Here is a 14,862-nt window from a genome sequence, read left to right on the forward strand (position 1 = left end):
CTAGGATGCCGCCCCTTGGCCCGCAAGACAGCTTCGCTTGCGCCGCCGATGTTCGGGCTTTGTCGACCAACGGGGCACCAGCGCCGACGAACGGCGGCATTTGCGGCCTGCATGGCTTGTCATTGTGACATTATATCATTACTGCCCGCCTCCGTAGCCCGTCACAACGAACAGGATCTCCCCTCCATGCGTCTGCTTTCCACCGCCGGCTTTACCTTGGCCCTTGTGCTGTCCGCGCCTGCCTTTGCGCAGGACACCGCGCCCCAGACCGGCGATGACGATTATCACACCGACCAGCCGATCGTCGTGACGGCACCCTATGTCCGCAGCCTCGACATTCTCGGCAATGTGTCGGTGATGGAAGGCGAAAAGCTGGCGCAGGATATCCGCGGCCAGATCGGCGATACGCTCGCTTCACAGCCCGGCGTCTCGTCGAGCAGCTTTTCGCCCGGCGCCTCGCGCCCGATCCTGCGCGGCTTTTCGGGCGAGCGCGCTGCCGTGCTCGTCGACGGTCTGAGCGCGATCGACGCCTCGTCGACCTCGGCCGACCATGCCGTGTCGATCGACCCGCTCACCGCCGAACGTATCGAAATCCTGCGCGGACCGTCGGTCCTGCTCTTTTCGAGCCAGGCGGTCGGCGGCGCGGTCAACGTGTTCGACCGCCGCATTCCGCGCAGCGTGCCCGAGAGCCCGTTCCACCTCGATGCGCTGGCAAGCTATGGCACCGCGGCCGACGACAAGAGCGCCGGCGCCTCGATCGACGTGCCGCTCGGCGAACGCTTCGTCGTCCACGCCGACGGCAACTATCGCGATTCGAACAATGTGCGCGTCGGCGGGCTGATCTATGCGCCCGAACTTCGCGCGCACCTGCTCGATCTCGCGTCGGATGCGACCGCGGACGGCGATGCGGACGAGGCCGCCCGGCTGACCGATGCCGCAAACAGCCGCGGCAAGGTACCCAACAGCCAGAGCCGCAGCACGAGTGCGGGCGTGGGCGCCGCCTTCATCGACGATGGCGGCTCGCTCGGCATCAGCTTCGGCTATCTCGAGGATAATTACGGCATCCCGCCGCGCGCGGACATCGACGAGGTGCCGACGATCAAGGCACGCCAGTATCGCTTCGACCTCCGCGGCGAGGTGGAGCTTGGCGACGGCCTGTTCGACAAATTGCGTTTCCGCGGCGCCTATGCCGATTATGCCCACACCGAGTTCGACGACGGCGAGCCCGGCACGCGCTTCACCAATCGCGGTATCGAATTCCGGGCCGAGCTGGCGCAGAACGACCGCGGCGGCTGGCGCGGCGCGAGCGGTGTCCAGTACAGTTTCCGTGACTTTGCGGCGATCGGCGACGAGGCGTTCCTGCCCGCCAACGAAACCACACGCCTCGCGGCCTTCACGCTTCAGGAACTCGAACGCGGTCCCGTCACCCTCGAAGGCGCGCTGCGGCTCGAAAAGTCGCAGGTGACGGCGAACAGCATCGGCTTCGACCGCTCCTTCACCAGCTTTTCTGGCGCCGGCGGTCTCAGCTACCAGCTTGCAGACGGCCTGAAAGCGAGCTTCTCCGTCTCGCGCAGCGAACGGGCGCCTTCGGCGGAAGAGCTGCTCTCGGACGGCCCGCACGCCGCGACGCTGACCTATGAACGCGGCAATCCGGATTTCGACAAGGAAACGAGCTGGGGCGGCGAAGCCTCGCTGAAATTCAATCGCGACGGCTGGTCGGCGGGGATCACCGGCTATGCCAGCTGGTTCGACAATTTCATCTATGAAACCGACACCGGCCTGATCGCCGATGATCTGCCGCTGTTCGAATTCCGCCAGAACAAGGCCCGCACCTGGGGCTTCGAGTTCGAGGGCGCAGCACCGATCGCGCAGGTCGGCGGCTTCCACATCGCCGCCGACGCGACCGCCGACATGACGCGCGCGAAAATCGTCGATGGCCCCTATGTGCCGCGGATTCCTCCGCTCCGTATCCGTGGCGGGCTCGAGGCGTCGAGCGAACGGCTCGATGCGCGCGCCGAAGTTGAATGGACCGACGACCAGACCCGCATCGCCGCGTTCGAAACGCCGACCAAGGGCTTCACCCTAGTCAACGCCTCGCTGACCTGGCGCCCGCTGCCCGAGACGAAGAATCTGTCGCTGACGCTCGCCGCAGACAATATCTTCGACGTCGATGCGCGCAGGCACGCCAGCTTTACCAAGGATTATGTGCCGCTGGCCGGCCGTGACATCCGGATCACGGCCCGGGCGAGCTTCTGATCTCCGCCCGCCCGGCGACGGCCGGGTCCGATCGCCCGGACCCGGCCGCTCTCGATATTCAGGACAGCATGGCCATCCCGCCGTTCACATGCAACGTCTGACCGGTGACATAGCCGGCTTCTTTCGACGCGAGATAGACGACCGCGGCGGCGATATCGCTCCCCTCGCCCATCCGGCCGGCGGGGATGCGCTGGTTGAGCGCTTCCTTCTGGGCGTCGGGCAGATCGTCGGTCATCGCGGTTGCGATGAAGCCCGGCGCCACGCAGTTCGCCGTGACCCCGCGGCTCGCCAGCTCCTGCGCCAGCGCCTTGGTCATTCCGGTGACGCCCGCCTTCGACGCCGCATAATTGGCCTGCCCCGGGTTGCCGGTGGCGCCGACGACGCTGGTGATCGAGATGATGCGGCCGAAGCGCGCCTTCATCATCGGCTTGGCGGCCGCCCGCGCGAGGCGAAAATTGGCTTCGAGATTGATGCGGATGACATCCATCCACTCCTCGTCCTTCATCCGCATGATCAGATTATCGCGCGTGACACCCGCATTGTTGACGAGGATGTCGAGCTGTCCCAGCGCATCGACCGCAGAGGGAACGAGCGCGTCGACGGCAGCGGCGTCGCTGAGATTGCACGGCAGCGCGACGTGATCGCCGCCGAGCGTGTCGCGAAACGCGTTCAGCTTGTCGGCATTGGACCCCGACACCGCGAGCCGCGCGCCCTGCGCCGCGAGCGCCTGCGCAATAGCCGAACCGATGCCGCCGCTGGCGCCGGTGACGAGGGCGGTCATGCCGGTGAGATCGAACATTTATCTAACTCCTATCCTGCGCTCGGCGTACGAGCGCGATAAATTCGTATGAATCAGGCTGCGTCGAATAGTTCTGTGAAATGGGCACACAATATGGTCGCGCCGATCCAGCCGCCGGCGGCGGCGGCGCGTTCGGCCGGCACACCGGATCGCAGAATCAGCCGGCCTATGAACATATCCGGAGATTCCGTCAGCATCGTAGAGCCTTGGCGATAAGCATTCGCCATTTGCCCGAATACCAGCTTCCCCTTTTGTACGTCTTCTCGGGTAATGGATTTTTGCAGTCCGGCAATCTGATTGCTATCCAGTACGCCATTACGCTCCGAACCAGCCAAGCCGACGCGCGCCATTTTGAACGCCACGGCGTACCGTGTCGCTTCGTCGGACCAGCCGTACAGTTTCGAACAGACATCTGCTCGGGCGACAATCATCTGCATGATGTCGGCGGGCGGCCCTTCCTTGCCCCACGCGACCAGGTCGAAACCAGACACGAAGCCGTCCATTCGCGCCTCATCCGCGACGCTGTATCCGCTATCAACACAAACGAGATTTTCGGCCGCAAATGCGGGCGCGCCGACGAAGGTCAAAGCGGTACCGGCCAACGCGATGAGCAATCGGAAGGTTTTGGCCATGAGATCAAAGTGCCTTGAGCAGCGCCTCGATGTCGTCCATCGAAATCACGCTGAGCGTCTCGACTTCGCCCGATGCGCTGCGCTTGACCATCGGCGAGAGAACCTTGCCACCGAATTCGACGAACTGGCCGACGCCGATATCCTCCATCGACGCGACGCTTTCACGCCAGCGGACGCGACCGGTGACCTGCTGGACGAGGAGGTCGCGGATCGTGTCGGCATCGCTCACGGGGCTCGCGGTGACGTTCGCAAACACCGGCACCAGCGGCGCTGCGGGCGGGTTCGCGCCTAGCGCCTCGGCCATCGCGTCGGCCGCGGGCTGCATCAGCGGGCAGTGGAAGGGCGCGGATACGGGCAGCAAGACGCCCCGCTTGATGCCATAATCCTTGACCAGCGCGACGGCGCGCTCGACCGCGCCCTTGTGGCCCGAAATCACGACCTGCGACGGGTCGTTGTCGTTGGCGACGGTGCAGACTTCACCCTCGGCAGCCGCGTCGGCGAGCTTCTGCGCGGTGTCGATATCGGCGCCGAGCAGCGCCGCCATCGCGCCGACCCCGACGGGGACCGCCGCCTGCATCGCCTGTCCGCGGGTCTTGAGGAGCCGCGCCGTCGTCGGCAGGTCGAATGCCCCGGCAGCGCAGAGCGCGCTATATTCGCCGAGGCTGTGGCCCGCGACATAGTCGGCCTTGGCGGCGAGCGTCACGCCGCCTTCCCTTTCGAGCACGCGCAGCGTGGCAATCGCGTTCGCCATGATCGCCGGCTGGGCATTTTCGGTGAGGGTGAGCTGGTCCTCGGGACCTTCGCTCATCAGCTTGAAGAGGTTCTGGCCGAGTGCCTCGTCGACCTCCTGAAACACCTCGAGCGCGACCGGCGAGGCATCGGCTAGCGCCTTGCCCATGCCGACCGCCTGGCTGCCCTGACCCGGAAAGATGAATGCGCGCATATTGCGTCCCCTAGCGTAAATTCGAATTGGCCCGCGCCTATTCGCTCACCCCGCGCGATGCAAGCCGAAGGGCACGACCTTGTTCGCCGCATCGTGGCCGATGTCCGCCCGGCCGAGCCACGGGATGCCGGCGCGCGCGCACCAGCCCTGCGCAATCTCCTCGGCCTCCATGCCGAAGGGCCGGTCGTTTTCGGGCACGTCGCTAACGCGGCCGAGCCGGATGCCGGCAAGTCCGCGCGGCGCCAGACAGGTCGCGACGTGAAAGAAGGCACGGTCGAAGGCGTAGAGATATTCGCTGACTTCCTCGACGATCAGCACATGCCCCGACAAATCGGGTTCGAGCGGCGTGCCGAGCAGCATCGACAGCGTCATCAGGTTGAAGGCGGCATGCCGCGCGCCATGTTCCAGCCCGCCTTCGCACGCGGCCGGATCGCGCGCGACGAGCCAGTCGAGCGCACGCGCAACCGCCGCGTCGCCGCCCTCGCGGCGGATGTCCGCCACCATCGGCCCATGCGCAACATGGTCGAAACCGTCGCGATAAAGCGCGCCCAGCAGATTGCCCTGATCCGAATAGCCGAGGAAGGCCTTGCCCCGCGCGGCGGGCATCATCGCCGCAACGGCGTCCTCGGCGATCCGGCACGCGCCATAGCCGCCGCGCGCGAACCAGATCGCCTCGATATCGGGGCGGTTCGCCATTTCGACGAGTGCGGCAAAACGGTGCCCGTCCTCGCCCGCGAAATGACCATGCACCGCGAAACATTGCGGGTCGAACTCCAGCTCGACGTCGGGATAGCCGAGGCTGGCGATGGCGCGCACCGCCTCCGCATCGTCGGGCAGGATGGGGGTCGACGGTGCGACGATCCCGATACGCATGTCTTCTCCCCTGCCTTGCCAAGCTTTCGCCAAGGCCATATCGCGCCGCCATGTCGGAAAACAAATCCTATTTCTTCTGCGGCATCGGCGGGTCGGGTATGCTGCCACTCGCGATGATCGTCGCAGCGCGCGGCGCTGCCGTCTCGGGTTCCGATCGCAGCCGGGACCAGGGGCGCAGCCCGGAAAAGTTCGCCTGGCTCGAAGGGCAAGGCATACGCTTTTTCCCGCAGGACGGCAGCGGGCCGCAGGTCGGGCAGATTCTCGTCGCCTCGGCCGCGGTCGAGGACAGCGTACCCGACGTCGCCGCGGCGAATGCCCTCGGCCTGCCGCGGATGACGCGCGCCGATCTCAACGCCGCGCTGTTCAACGCCGCCGACGCGGCGATCGGCGTCGGCGGGACCAGCGGCAAATCGACCGTTACCGGCATGATCGGCTGGATTCTCGAAAGCGCGGGCCGCAAGCCGACGGTGATGAACGGCGCGGTGATGCGCAATTTCGCGAACGCCGACATGCCCTTCGCAAGCGCGTTGGTGGGCGAGGCTGCAATCTATGTCAGCGAGGTCGACGAAAGCGATGGCTCGATCGCGCTCTATCGCCCCGATGTCGCCGTCGTCACCAACATCAGCCTCGATCACAAGAGTCTCGCCGAGCTCCATCGGCTTTTCGGCGATTTCGCCGCCAAGGCGCGCGTCGCGGTCGTGAACGCCGACGACCCGGAATCGGCCCCGCTGCTGACGGGCGCGAATGTGCTGCCCTTCGGCTTCGCCGCCGCCGCCGCCGCCGTGCGCGGCGCGGACTTCGAGGCGCTGCCCGACGGCTGCCGCTTCATGGTCCATGCCGAAGGCACGGGATATGAGGCCAATCTTCGTATGCCCGGCCGCCACAATGCGGCCAATGCCCTTGCCGCGATCGCTGCCGCCAGCGCCGCCGGTATCCCGGTCGCGCAGGCGATCGAGGCGCTCGCCGGCTTTGCGGGCCTCGCGCGCCGCTACGAGGTGCTGGGGCAGGCAAACGACATTACCGTCATCGACGATTTCGCGCACAATCCCGACAAGGTCGCCGCAACGCTGGCGGCAGTCGCCGAACTGCCCGGCCGCGCACTCCTTTTCTTCCAGCCGCACGGCTATGGTCCGCTCCGCCAGATGGGCAAGGAACTCGCCACCAGCTTCGCGCAGGGAATGCGCGAGGACGACAGGCTGTTCGTTAGCGATCCCGTCTATTTCGGCGGCACGGTGGACCGCAGCACCGGCAGCGAAGCGCTGGTTGCAAACATCGTCGCGGGCGGCGCGAACGCCGTCCATCTGACCACCCGCGCCGAATGCGGCGCGGCGATAATCGACGAAGCGAAACCGGGCGACCGCATCCTGATTCTCGGCGCCCGCGACGACACGCTCACCGAATTCGGCCGCGAATTGCTGGATCGGATTGCTGAAGATTGATGGCAATATCGAGCCTAGAAAGGGCCGAGGAGCCGGGCGATCCGGCTGCAAGGACCCGAAAACGCTGGTTCTGGGCTGTAATTGCGCTGTTTTCCGTGACGGCCACCCTTGAACTTGCACTACATGATCACGCGTTGGTCGATCCGCCACCGGACATACTTCGCGCCGCCGCCGCCGCCGTCGGGCTGACATTTGGGATCTTGGCCGCGAGAAGTCTCATGAGCCGCCCGAATCTTGAGGTCGGACTACGTCAGATTTTAGCATTTATAGTGCTGCCGTTGTTGGCTGCAACTGCAGGGAGCTATTATGCCCGCCTGGCTTACGAGATGGCCATGTTCGTGGGTCGCGAACCCGTGTCCTATTCGCAATGGGTCGTCGTAAAAGGCATAGACGGGGCTGGACGACGGTCATTGAACTATAGCGCCACCGTATTGCCACTCGACGGCAGCAGGGAAATAACGGTGCCGATTGACGAGGACCTCTACTTCGAACTTGAACCTTACCGCGAGCCCGGCCGGGATTGCCTGATCCTGGAAGGCGAGACATCGTCAAGTGGTATTCGCCGGGTGCACGTGCCGACTAAGCTCCTCGATACCCTGATCGGTATGCGACAATATCGTCCATGCGCCACAGCTCCTGCCGATATTCGCCAACAATCCTTGATTTCCGCCCGCGAATCTGTATAGGCGCGCTCATTCGGGGCGAGGCCACGTTGCCATCGCCCCGTTTGCTTTGCACGAATACGCAAAGCTGGACGACAGCCGGAGGGGTTTCGCGATTGGCGCGGAACCAGCGATCGGCCAAATCGAAGGAAGCGCACCATGCCGTTTTACGAGCATGTCTTTATCGCGCGTCAGGATCTGAGCCAGGCTCAGGTCGACGCGCTGGCGGAAACCGTCACCAACGTCATCGGCGAATTCAAGGGCACGGTTCACAAGACCGAAACCTGGGGCCTGAAGCAGCTCGCCTACAAGATCGCGAAGAACCGCAAGGGCCATTATGTGATGCTCTCGGCCGAAGTTTCGGGCGAAGCCATCGCGGAAATCGAGCGCCAGGCCGCGATCAACGAAGATATCATCCGCTGGCTCACCATCAAGGTCGACGAACTCGAAAAGGGTCCGTCGGTGATGATGCGCAAGCAGGAACGCCGCGGTGGCCGCGGTCGTGACCGCGACGGCGAAGAATAAGGAACAAGCACCATGGCACGACCCTTTTTCCGCCGCCGCAAGACCTGCCCCTTCAGCGCGAAGGACGCACCGGTCATCGATTACAAGGACGTCCGTCTGCTTCAGGGTTACCTGTCGGAGCGCGGCAAGATCGTCCCGTCGCGGATCACCGCGGTCTCCACCAAGAAGCAGCGTGAGCTGGCGAAGGCGATCAAGCGCTCGCGCCACATCGGCCTGCTCCCCTACATCGTGAAGTAAGGAGGGCGGACAGATGGAAATCATCCTGCTCGAACGTATCGAGAAACTGGGCGGTATCGGCGACGTCGTCACCGTCAAGAACGGCTTTGCCCGCAATTTCCTGTTGCCCAACAACAAGGCGCTGCGCGCGAATGACGCCAACAAGAAGCTCTTCGAAGCCAACCGCTCGAAGATCGAGGCCGACAACGCCGAACGTCGCACCGATGCCGAAGGCCGCGCCAAGGACATCGACGGCAAGCAGGTCGTCCTGATCCGTCAGGCGTCGAACACCGGCCAGCTCTATGGCTCGGTCTCGGTGCGCGACATCGTCGACGCGCTGGTCGAGGACGGCGCCGCGAACGTCACCAAGTCGATGGTCGAGCTCGAACGCCCGATCAAGTCGCTTGGCCTGTTCGACGTCAAGGTGAAGCTGCACCCCGAAGTCGTCGTGACCGTCGCGGTCAACGTCGCCCGTTCGCCGGACGAAGCCGAAATGCAGAAGCAGGGCATCGACGTGATCGCCGCCATGTTCGAGGAAGAACAGGCCGAAGCGGTTGCCTCGGCACTCGAACCCGACAGCGAAGACGAGTTCGAAGAAGCGACCCCGCCGTCGGAAGCCCCGGCTGCCGAAGCTGCTTCGGACGAAGCCGAAGAAGCGTAAGCTTCCTCAGGCAACGCCTTTCGAAAGGGCCGCGTTTCCGGATGGAGACGCGGCCCTTTTCTTATGCCCTGCCCTTTCCTATGGCTGCACCGATGGCCGACGATCCCTTCCAGCGCCGCTTTGCCGCCGATGCGAGTCTGTTGCCGCATATGGCCGATCTGGCGAACGATCGCGTCCTGATCGCGCTGCTGAGTGAGGATGACTATCGCTCGGCAAGTTTTCTCGACCAGCGGCTCCTGACCGACCGCATCGGTCGCGAATGGCTGGCATGGGACGCGCTGCCCGACCTCGGCGACGCACCCCGCCCCGATTTCATCTTCCACATCGGCCACGTCGGCTCGACGCTCGCATCGCGCCTGCTCGCCGCAGCTAGCGACACGCTGCCGCTCCGCGAACCGATGCTGCTGCGTTCGCTGGCGCAAGTGGCCGAACGGATCGACCGGCCCGAGTCCGTCTGGTCACCCGACCTGTACCGGCGGCGGCTGGCGCAGGTTCTCGGCTGGCTCGGCCGCGGCTTCGCACCCCGCCAGCGCGCGATCGTCAAGGCGTCGAGCGTCATCACCGCGATCGCGGACGACCTTACCGGCGCCGAAGGGCGCGCGCTCTTTCTCTACGTTCCCCTGCCGCGCTACATCGAGACGATCCTCGCGGGCGAGGCGTCGATGACCGAGACACTCGCGCAGGCGCCCGCCCGCATCGCACGGCTCGCCGGGCTGCTCCCGGACTTCCCGCATGCCCTGTGGCAGTTGCCACCGGTGACGCGCGTCGCGATGAGCTGGCTCTGCGAAATGGCAAGTGCACAGCGCACGCTACCTGCCGGCCCTCGTACGCTGTGGGTCGATTTCGAGGCGATGCTCGCCAGCCCCGCCGCCGCGCTTGCCGCGCAGAGCGCGCATTTCGGCCTGCCGGTCGATGCCGCCAGCGTCGAGGCCGCAATCGCCGGCCCGATCATGCAGCAATATTCCAAAGCGCCCGAACATGGCTACAGCCCCGATCTCCGCCGCCAGTTGCAGGCGCAGGCGGCATCCGATCACGCCCCCGCGATCGCCGAAGCCATCGCATGGGTTGAAGCGCTCGCGCGGCGCTATACACATCTCGCCGATTTGCCGATCCGTTAGGAACCCGAATGTTCAAGCTCGTCCAGCTTCTCGATGACACGCAGGTGCGCGCGCTGCGCGAAATCGCGGCCAGCGGCAAATTCGTCGACGGCAAGATCAGCAACCCGCATTCGAAGGTGAAGAACAACCTCCAGCTGCACGATGCCGGCGCCTATGAGCGCTCGTCGAAGATCCTGCTCGATGCGATGGTCCAGAACCGCGATTTCATGGAATTCTCTTTCCCTGCGCGGATCGCGCCGCCGCTGCTGACCCGCTATACGCCGGGGATGCATTACGGGCTGCACCCCGACGCCGCCTATATCCCGTTGCCCGACGGCCAGCTCCGCACCGATGTCAGCTGCACCGTCTTCATCAACGACCCCGCCGATTATGACGGCGGCGCATTGCATGTTCAGCTCGGCAACGCCGACCTTCGCTTCAGGGAAGCGCCGGGGGTAGCGGTCGTCTATCCCTCGCATACGCTGCACGAGGTCGAGCCGGTGACGCGCGGCGAACGGCTCGTCGCGATCACCTTCATCCAGAGCCTGATCCCCGACGTCCAGCACCGCAACCTGATGTACGAACTCAACGAGGTCGCGGCACTCGAAGGCGGCAACATGGCGCCGGAGAATTTCACCCGGCTTCAGGCGGTGCAATATCAGCTGCTGAGGCAATGGCGGCGCTAGCCGCCGGTCAATAACCCATCAGCGCGAGCACTTCCTTGCGGCTGCGCTCGTCGTCGAGGAAACAGCCGAGCAGCCGGCTGGTCACCATACCGACCCCAGGCGTGCGCACGCCGCGGCCCGTCATGCATCCGTGCTGTGCGTCGATGACGACCGCAACGCCGTGCGGATGCAGATTGTCCCAGATGCATTTTGCGACCTCGGCGGTCAGCCGCTCCTGCACCTGCAGGCGCCGCGCAAAGCCATTGAGCACGCGCGCAAGCTTCGAGATACCGACGACACGGTCGCGCGGCATATAGGCGATCGAGGCCTTGCCGGTGATCGGCGCCATATGATGTTCGCAGTGCGACTGGAACGGAATGTCCTTCAGCAGCACCAGCTCGTTATAGCCGCCGACTTCCTCGAAGGTGCGCGAAAGATGGATAGCCGGGTCGTCGGCATAGCCCTGACAATATTCGAGCCACGCGCGCGCCACCCGCTTCGGCGTGTCGATCAGTCCTTCGCGCGACGGATCGTCGCCCGCCCATTCGATCAGGGTGCGTACCGCCCCCAGGACCTCGTCGGGCACGACCGGCTTGCCGTCCGCGCCCAGTTCCACCTTCGTCATCACCCTGCTTCCACTGTTGCTATCATGTCGCACATTTCGGCGCGAAATGCGGCGCGCGCAACCCCGGCGGGGAAAGAATTTCCGTGACGCAGACAAGTTTACGTTGCGGAATCTGTGCTTTTTTCAAAATGGGACGCGCGCAGAATTCCGCGCTTTTTTAGCCGTAACAAGTGACTTGACGCTTTCGTCAACTCGGCGCACCTTTGACGCCTTACAGAGTTCGCTCAAGCGGACCGTAATCCGGAGATGCCGCGCGTTTTTCCCCGACGCCGGTGGGAGAGGACGATGACCAGCACAGCTGGCAAGAGGGATAACCACAGGCGCTTGGCCATACCGGCTCCGCGCCTCTTGTCGTGTCTGGTTGCTGCCCCTCCCCTTTGACCAATTTTCAGTTTGGGCGACCCCGTAAAAGCGGGTTCGAAAAAGGGAGGATGTAGATGAAGTTCAAGGGACTGATCGGATCGTCGATCGTGGCGATGGCGGTGGCGACACCTGCCTATGCGCAAGACTCGGCCGAAACCGAACGCGATGCTTTCGGCGGCGAAATCGTCGTTACCGCACAGCGCCAGGCGGAACGCCTGCAGGACGTGCCGATCGCCGTCAGCGCCTTCTCGTCGGAGGCCCTCGAAGCCCAGCAGATCAAGACACCGTCCGATCTTCAGCTGACGCTGCCCAACGTCACCTTCACCAAGACCAACTTTACCGGCGCCAGCTTTACCATCCGCGGTATCGGCGACCTTTGCGTGGGCACGACCTGCGACAGCGCGACCGCAATCCACCTGAACGGCGATCCGCTGTTCTCCACCCGCCTGTTCGAAACCGAATTCTTCGATCTGGAACGCATCGAGGTTCTGCGCGGTCCGCAGGGCACGCTGTTCGGCCGCAACGCGACGTCGGGCGTGGTCAACGTGATCACCGCCAAGCCGAAGCTCGGCACCTTCGAGGCCGCGGCCGAGGCCGAATATGGCAATTATGATTCGATCAAGGGCAAGGCGATGGTCAACATCCCCCTTGGCGATACGATGGGGCTGCGCGTCGCGGGCATCTATCTCAACCGCGACGGCTATACGAAGAACGCCTTCCTCAACACCCGCATCGACGATCGCGACCTCTATTCGGTCCGCGGCTCGTTCCGCTGGGAGCCGACGCCCGACACGACGGTCGACCTGCTCGCCTCCTATTTCCACGAACGCGACCAGCGTACGCGCATCCAGAAGCAGCTTTGCCAGCGCGACCCGACCGGCATCCTCGGCTGTCTGAACAACCGCCTCGACAATTCGCCGTTCAACGCCAACGCGACCTTTACCGCGGCGCTGACCTCGCGCGAATTCCTGGCAATCCGTGGCATTCCGGCGGGTTTTGCGCTGGGCAGCCTCTACGGCACCGACATCTACGCCAACACGACGATCCCGAAGGACGCCCGGACGGTCAACACCGCCTATACGCCGAGCTATTTCACCAGCGAACTGACGCTGCAGGGCCAGATCGAGCATAATTTCGGGCCGATCTCGCTGCAGGTTTCGGGTCAGTACCAGAAGGTCAAGCTCGACGCCTCGCAGGACTATAACAGCAACGTCGGCAACCGCGCGCTTTATGCTACCGGCCTTGCGACGCTGCAGGCGGCCGCCAACGGGGCGCTTGGCCCGGCGTTCACGCCCTATTTCGCTCCGGTAGCGGCGGCGATCATCCCCAACGGTCCGACCGGCCAGCTCTGCACATCGCTGGCTGAAGAGACCGGCCAGGGCGTCTATGGCGGGAACGCGATCTGTAGCGACCAGTCGCTCCAGTTCGACCGTTCGAACCAGTATAACAGCAGCTGGTCGGCGGAAACGATCCTGACCAGCGATTTCGACGGGCCGTTCAACTTCCTGCTCGGCGGCATCTATGCCGACTATCACCTGACCGAGAACAGCTATTATGTGAACGCCTTCCCGATCGACTATCTGACGGGCGTCCTCGGTGCTTTCACGGCGGCGACGAATGCCAGCGGCCCTCTGCCGCCGTCGTTCCTCGGGACGCCGTTCTTCCGCAACAACACCGATGATCTCAAGATCACGTCCTATGGCCTCTTCGGCGAAGCCTATTTCGAATTCAGCGACCGCCTGAAGCTGACCGCGGGCCTGCGGTACAACAACGACAAGAAGAGCGTGACGGCGCGATCGACGCTGGCGAGCTTCCTCGTTCCGCACAGCCTGACGGGCGACATCTTCGCGTCGCCCTTCGTCGGATCCTTCGACGCGGACCCTGGCACGCCCGGAAACCAGATCATCCAGGCACGCAGCGTCAAGTTCAACAAGCTGACCGGCCGCGCGGTGCTCGATTACAAGATCACCGACGACAATCTGCTCTATGCGTCCTATTCGCGCGGCTACAAGTCGGGCGGTATTAACCCGCCGCTGCAGCCGATCTTCGCGGTGCCGGAATCGTTCAAGCCCGAACAGGTCGACGCCTTCGAAATCGGGTCAAAGAACACCTTCGGCAACGGCGCGCTCCAGCTGAACGTCACGGCCTTCTACTACAAGTACAAGGACCTGCAGCTCAGCAAGATCGTCGCCCGCACCGCGGTCAACGACAACGTCAGCGCCAATATCTACGGCTTCGAAGTCGAAGGCATCGTCCGCCCCGATCCGGACTGGGTGATCAACCTTGGCTTCAGCTATCTGCACACCAAGGTGAGCGAAGACAAGTTCACCAGCAATCCGCGTGACTTTGGCGGCGGCCGCTCCGATGCGGTGATCATCAAGGACATCACGAACGCCGCGAACTGCGCCGTCGCCTCGACCTCGGGCAGCGTCGCGGGGGTCAACGGCTACGTCAACCAGATCCAGACGCTGATCAACGCCGGGGCCATCCCGGGGGTCGCCGCCGGCGCGAACCTGCAGCCGACGACGGCCTTCCCGTCCGATGGCGGGATCGCTTCGCGCGGTGCCTTCAGCATCTGTTCGGTCATGGAAGCCACCGCGGCGACCGTGGGTCAGGCGTTCGGCGGGATCCAGTATTTCTCGGCCGGCATCCCCGTCAACATCAAGGGCAACCAGCTGCCGCAGGCGCCGAACTACAAGTTCAGCACCGGCGTCCAGTACACGGCACACCTCGGCGATATGACCCTCGTCCCGCGCTTTGACCTTGCCTATACCGGTGAAAGCTATGGCAGCATCTTCAACGGCAATGTGAACCGGATCAAGGGCTATGCCCAGGTCAACGCCCAGCTGCAACTGAACGGCGCCGACGACAAATGGTATGTGAAGGGGTTCATCCAGAACATCTTCGATTCTGCCAGCGTCACGGGGCAATATATCACCGACCAGTCGTCGGGTAACTACACCAACGTCTTCACGCTCGAACCGCGCCGCTATGGCATCGCGGCCGGCGTGAAATTCTAAACCGCCCCGACGGCAACGCCGACAAAAAAGGGCCCGGCCATTCGATCGAATGGCCGGGCCCTTTTTTATGCCTCGGTCGGGCCGGG

14 protein-coding genes are annotated in these 14,862 nt (G+C 64.2%); 9 read left to right on the plus strand and 5 right to left on the minus strand.

Features of this window, described 5'->3' with window-relative positions:
• Positions 1–186: 186 nt before the first annotated feature.
• Positions 187–2,256 (plus strand): TonB-dependent receptor, encoded by a 2,070-nt coding sequence (locus tag L7H23_RS05980; RefSeq protein ID WP_237838440.1) that lies wholly within the window; start codon positions 187–189, stop codon positions 2,254–2,256.
• Positions 2,257–2,314: 58 nt separating this feature from the next.
• Here the strand turns inward: L7H23_RS05980 and fabG are convergent, their stop codons facing one another.
• Genes fabG through L7H23_RS06000 form a run of 4 tightly spaced genes read right to left on the minus strand, consistent with a single transcriptional unit; the run spans position 2,315 to position 5,503 of the window.
• Positions 2,315–3,055 (minus strand): 3-oxoacyl-[acyl-carrier-protein] reductase, encoded by a 741-nt coding sequence (fabG, locus tag L7H23_RS05985; RefSeq protein ID WP_237838441.1) that lies wholly within the window; start codon positions 3,053–3,055, stop codon positions 2,315–2,317.
• Between the two features lie 53 nt (positions 3,056–3,108).
• On the minus strand, positions 3,109–3,687 hold the full coding sequence (locus L7H23_RS05990; protein ID WP_237838442.1) for a hypothetical protein: 579 nt from the start codon (positions 3,685–3,687) through the stop codon (positions 3,109–3,111).
• A 4-nt stretch (positions 3,688–3,691) separates the two neighbouring features.
• Positions 3,692–4,630, minus strand: a complete 939-nt coding sequence (gene fabD, locus L7H23_RS05995; RefSeq protein WP_237838443.1) for an ACP S-malonyltransferase — start codon at positions 4,628–4,630, stop codon at positions 3,692–3,694.
• A 45-nt stretch (positions 4,631–4,675) separates the two neighbouring features.
• A complete protein-coding gene (locus tag L7H23_RS06000; RefSeq protein ID WP_237838444.1) occupies positions 4,676–5,503 on the minus strand; it encodes an LD-carboxypeptidase in 828 nt (275 codons plus the stop codon).
• A 50-nt stretch (positions 5,504–5,553) separates the two neighbouring features.
• Here L7H23_RS06000 and L7H23_RS06005 point away from each other — a divergent pair, with 50 nt between their 5' ends.
• The 7 genes from L7H23_RS06005 (at position 5,554) to L7H23_RS06035 (ending at position 10,789) form a co-directional block, all read left to right on the plus strand.
• Positions 5,554–6,942 carry a Mur ligase family protein gene (locus tag L7H23_RS06005; protein WP_237838445.1) on the plus strand — a complete coding sequence of 463 codons (1,389 nt, stop codon included), beginning with the start codon at positions 5,554–5,556 and terminating at the stop codon, positions 6,940–6,942.
• The gene (locus L7H23_RS06010) at positions 6,942–7,628 is read left to right on the plus strand and encodes a hypothetical protein (RefSeq protein ID WP_237838446.1); all 687 of its coding nucleotides are present in this window, start codon (positions 6,942–6,944) and stop codon (positions 7,626–7,628) included. The genes L7H23_RS06005 and L7H23_RS06010 overlap by 1 nt, the downstream gene beginning before the upstream one ends.
• A gap of 135 nt (positions 7,629–7,763) precedes the next feature.
• Positions 7,764–8,129, plus strand: a complete 366-nt coding sequence (gene rpsF / locus L7H23_RS06015; RefSeq protein WP_237838447.1) for a 30S ribosomal protein S6 — start codon at positions 7,764–7,766, stop codon at positions 8,127–8,129.
• A 12-nt stretch (positions 8,130–8,141) separates the two neighbouring features.
• On the plus strand, positions 8,142–8,366 hold the full coding sequence (rpsR, locus tag L7H23_RS06020; protein WP_037554562.1) for a 30S ribosomal protein S18: 225 nt from the start codon (positions 8,142–8,144) through the stop codon (positions 8,364–8,366).
• Between the two features lie 13 nt (positions 8,367–8,379).
• On the plus strand, positions 8,380–9,006 hold the full coding sequence (gene rplI, locus L7H23_RS06025) for a 50S ribosomal protein L9 (protein WP_237838448.1): 627 nt from the start codon (positions 8,380–8,382) through the stop codon (positions 9,004–9,006).
• A gap of 92 nt (positions 9,007–9,098) precedes the next feature.
• The gene (locus L7H23_RS06030; RefSeq protein ID WP_237838449.1) at positions 9,099–10,124 is read left to right on the plus strand and encodes a hypothetical protein; all 1,026 of its coding nucleotides are present in this window, start codon (positions 9,099–9,101) and stop codon (positions 10,122–10,124) included.
• 8 nt (positions 10,125–10,132) lie between these two features.
• Complete coding sequence (locus tag L7H23_RS06035) at positions 10,133–10,789, plus strand: Fe2+-dependent dioxygenase (protein WP_237838450.1); 657 nt, start codon at positions 10,133–10,135, stop codon at positions 10,787–10,789.
• Positions 10,790–10,796: 7 nt separating this feature from the next.
• On the opposite strand, the gene folE is transcribed toward L7H23_RS06035, so the two are convergent.
• A complete protein-coding gene (gene folE / locus L7H23_RS06040; RefSeq protein WP_237838451.1) occupies positions 10,797–11,393 on the minus strand; it encodes a GTP cyclohydrolase I FolE in 597 nt (198 codons plus the stop codon).
• A gap of 437 nt (positions 11,394–11,830) precedes the next feature.
• Between folE and L7H23_RS06045 the strand changes: the two genes are divergently transcribed.
• On the plus strand, positions 11,831–14,776 hold the full coding sequence (locus tag L7H23_RS06045; RefSeq protein ID WP_237838452.1) for a TonB-dependent receptor: 2,946 nt from the start codon (positions 11,831–11,833) through the stop codon (positions 14,774–14,776).
• The last annotated feature ends 86 nt before the right edge of the window (positions 14,777–14,862 follow it).

Origin of the sequence: Sphingopyxis sp. BSN-002 (genome assembly GCF_022024275.1) — a bacterium.
In the GTDB taxonomy this organism is placed as follows: domain Bacteria; phylum Pseudomonadota; class Alphaproteobacteria; order Sphingomonadales; family Sphingomonadaceae; genus Sphingopyxis.

Bases quoted from the DNA above. Each gene is read 5' to 3' on its own strand.
- L7H23_RS05980 (WP_237838440.1), top strand. From the start codon at position 187: ATGCGTCTGCTTTCCACCGCCGGCTTTACCTTGGCCCTTGTGCTGTCC.
- fabG (WP_237838441.1), bottom strand. From the start codon at position 3,055: ATGTTCGATCTCACCGGCATGACCGCCCTCGTCACCGGCGCCAGCGGC.
- L7H23_RS05990 (WP_237838442.1), bottom strand. From the start codon at position 3,687: ATGGCCAAAACCTTCCGATTGCTCATCGCGTTGGCCGGTACCGCTTTG.
- fabD (WP_237838443.1), bottom strand. From the start codon at position 4,630: ATGCGCGCATTCATCTTTCCGGGTCAGGGCAGCCAGGCGGTCGGCATG.
- L7H23_RS06000 (WP_237838444.1), bottom strand. From the start codon at position 5,503: ATGCGTATCGGGATCGTCGCACCGTCGACCCCCATCCTGCCCGACGAT.
- L7H23_RS06005 (WP_237838445.1), top strand. From the start codon at position 5,554: ATGTCGGAAAACAAATCCTATTTCTTCTGCGGCATCGGCGGGTCGGGT.
- L7H23_RS06010 (WP_237838446.1), top strand. From the start codon at position 6,942: ATGGCAATATCGAGCCTAGAAAGGGCCGAGGAGCCGGGCGATCCGGCT.
- rpsF (WP_237838447.1), top strand. From the start codon at position 7,764: ATGCCGTTTTACGAGCATGTCTTTATCGCGCGTCAGGATCTGAGCCAG.
- rpsR (WP_037554562.1), top strand. From the start codon at position 8,142: ATGGCACGACCCTTTTTCCGCCGCCGCAAGACCTGCCCCTTCAGCGCG.
- rplI (WP_237838448.1), top strand. From the start codon at position 8,380: ATGGAAATCATCCTGCTCGAACGTATCGAGAAACTGGGCGGTATCGGC.
- L7H23_RS06030 (WP_237838449.1), top strand. From the start codon at position 9,099: ATGGCCGACGATCCCTTCCAGCGCCGCTTTGCCGCCGATGCGAGTCTG.
- L7H23_RS06035 (WP_237838450.1), top strand. From the start codon at position 10,133: ATGTTCAAGCTCGTCCAGCTTCTCGATGACACGCAGGTGCGCGCGCTG.
- folE (WP_237838451.1), bottom strand. From the start codon at position 11,393: ATGACGAAGGTGGAACTGGGCGCGGACGGCAAGCCGGTCGTGCCCGAC.
- L7H23_RS06045 (WP_237838452.1), top strand. From the start codon at position 11,831: ATGAAGTTCAAGGGACTGATCGGATCGTCGATCGTGGCGATGGCGGTG.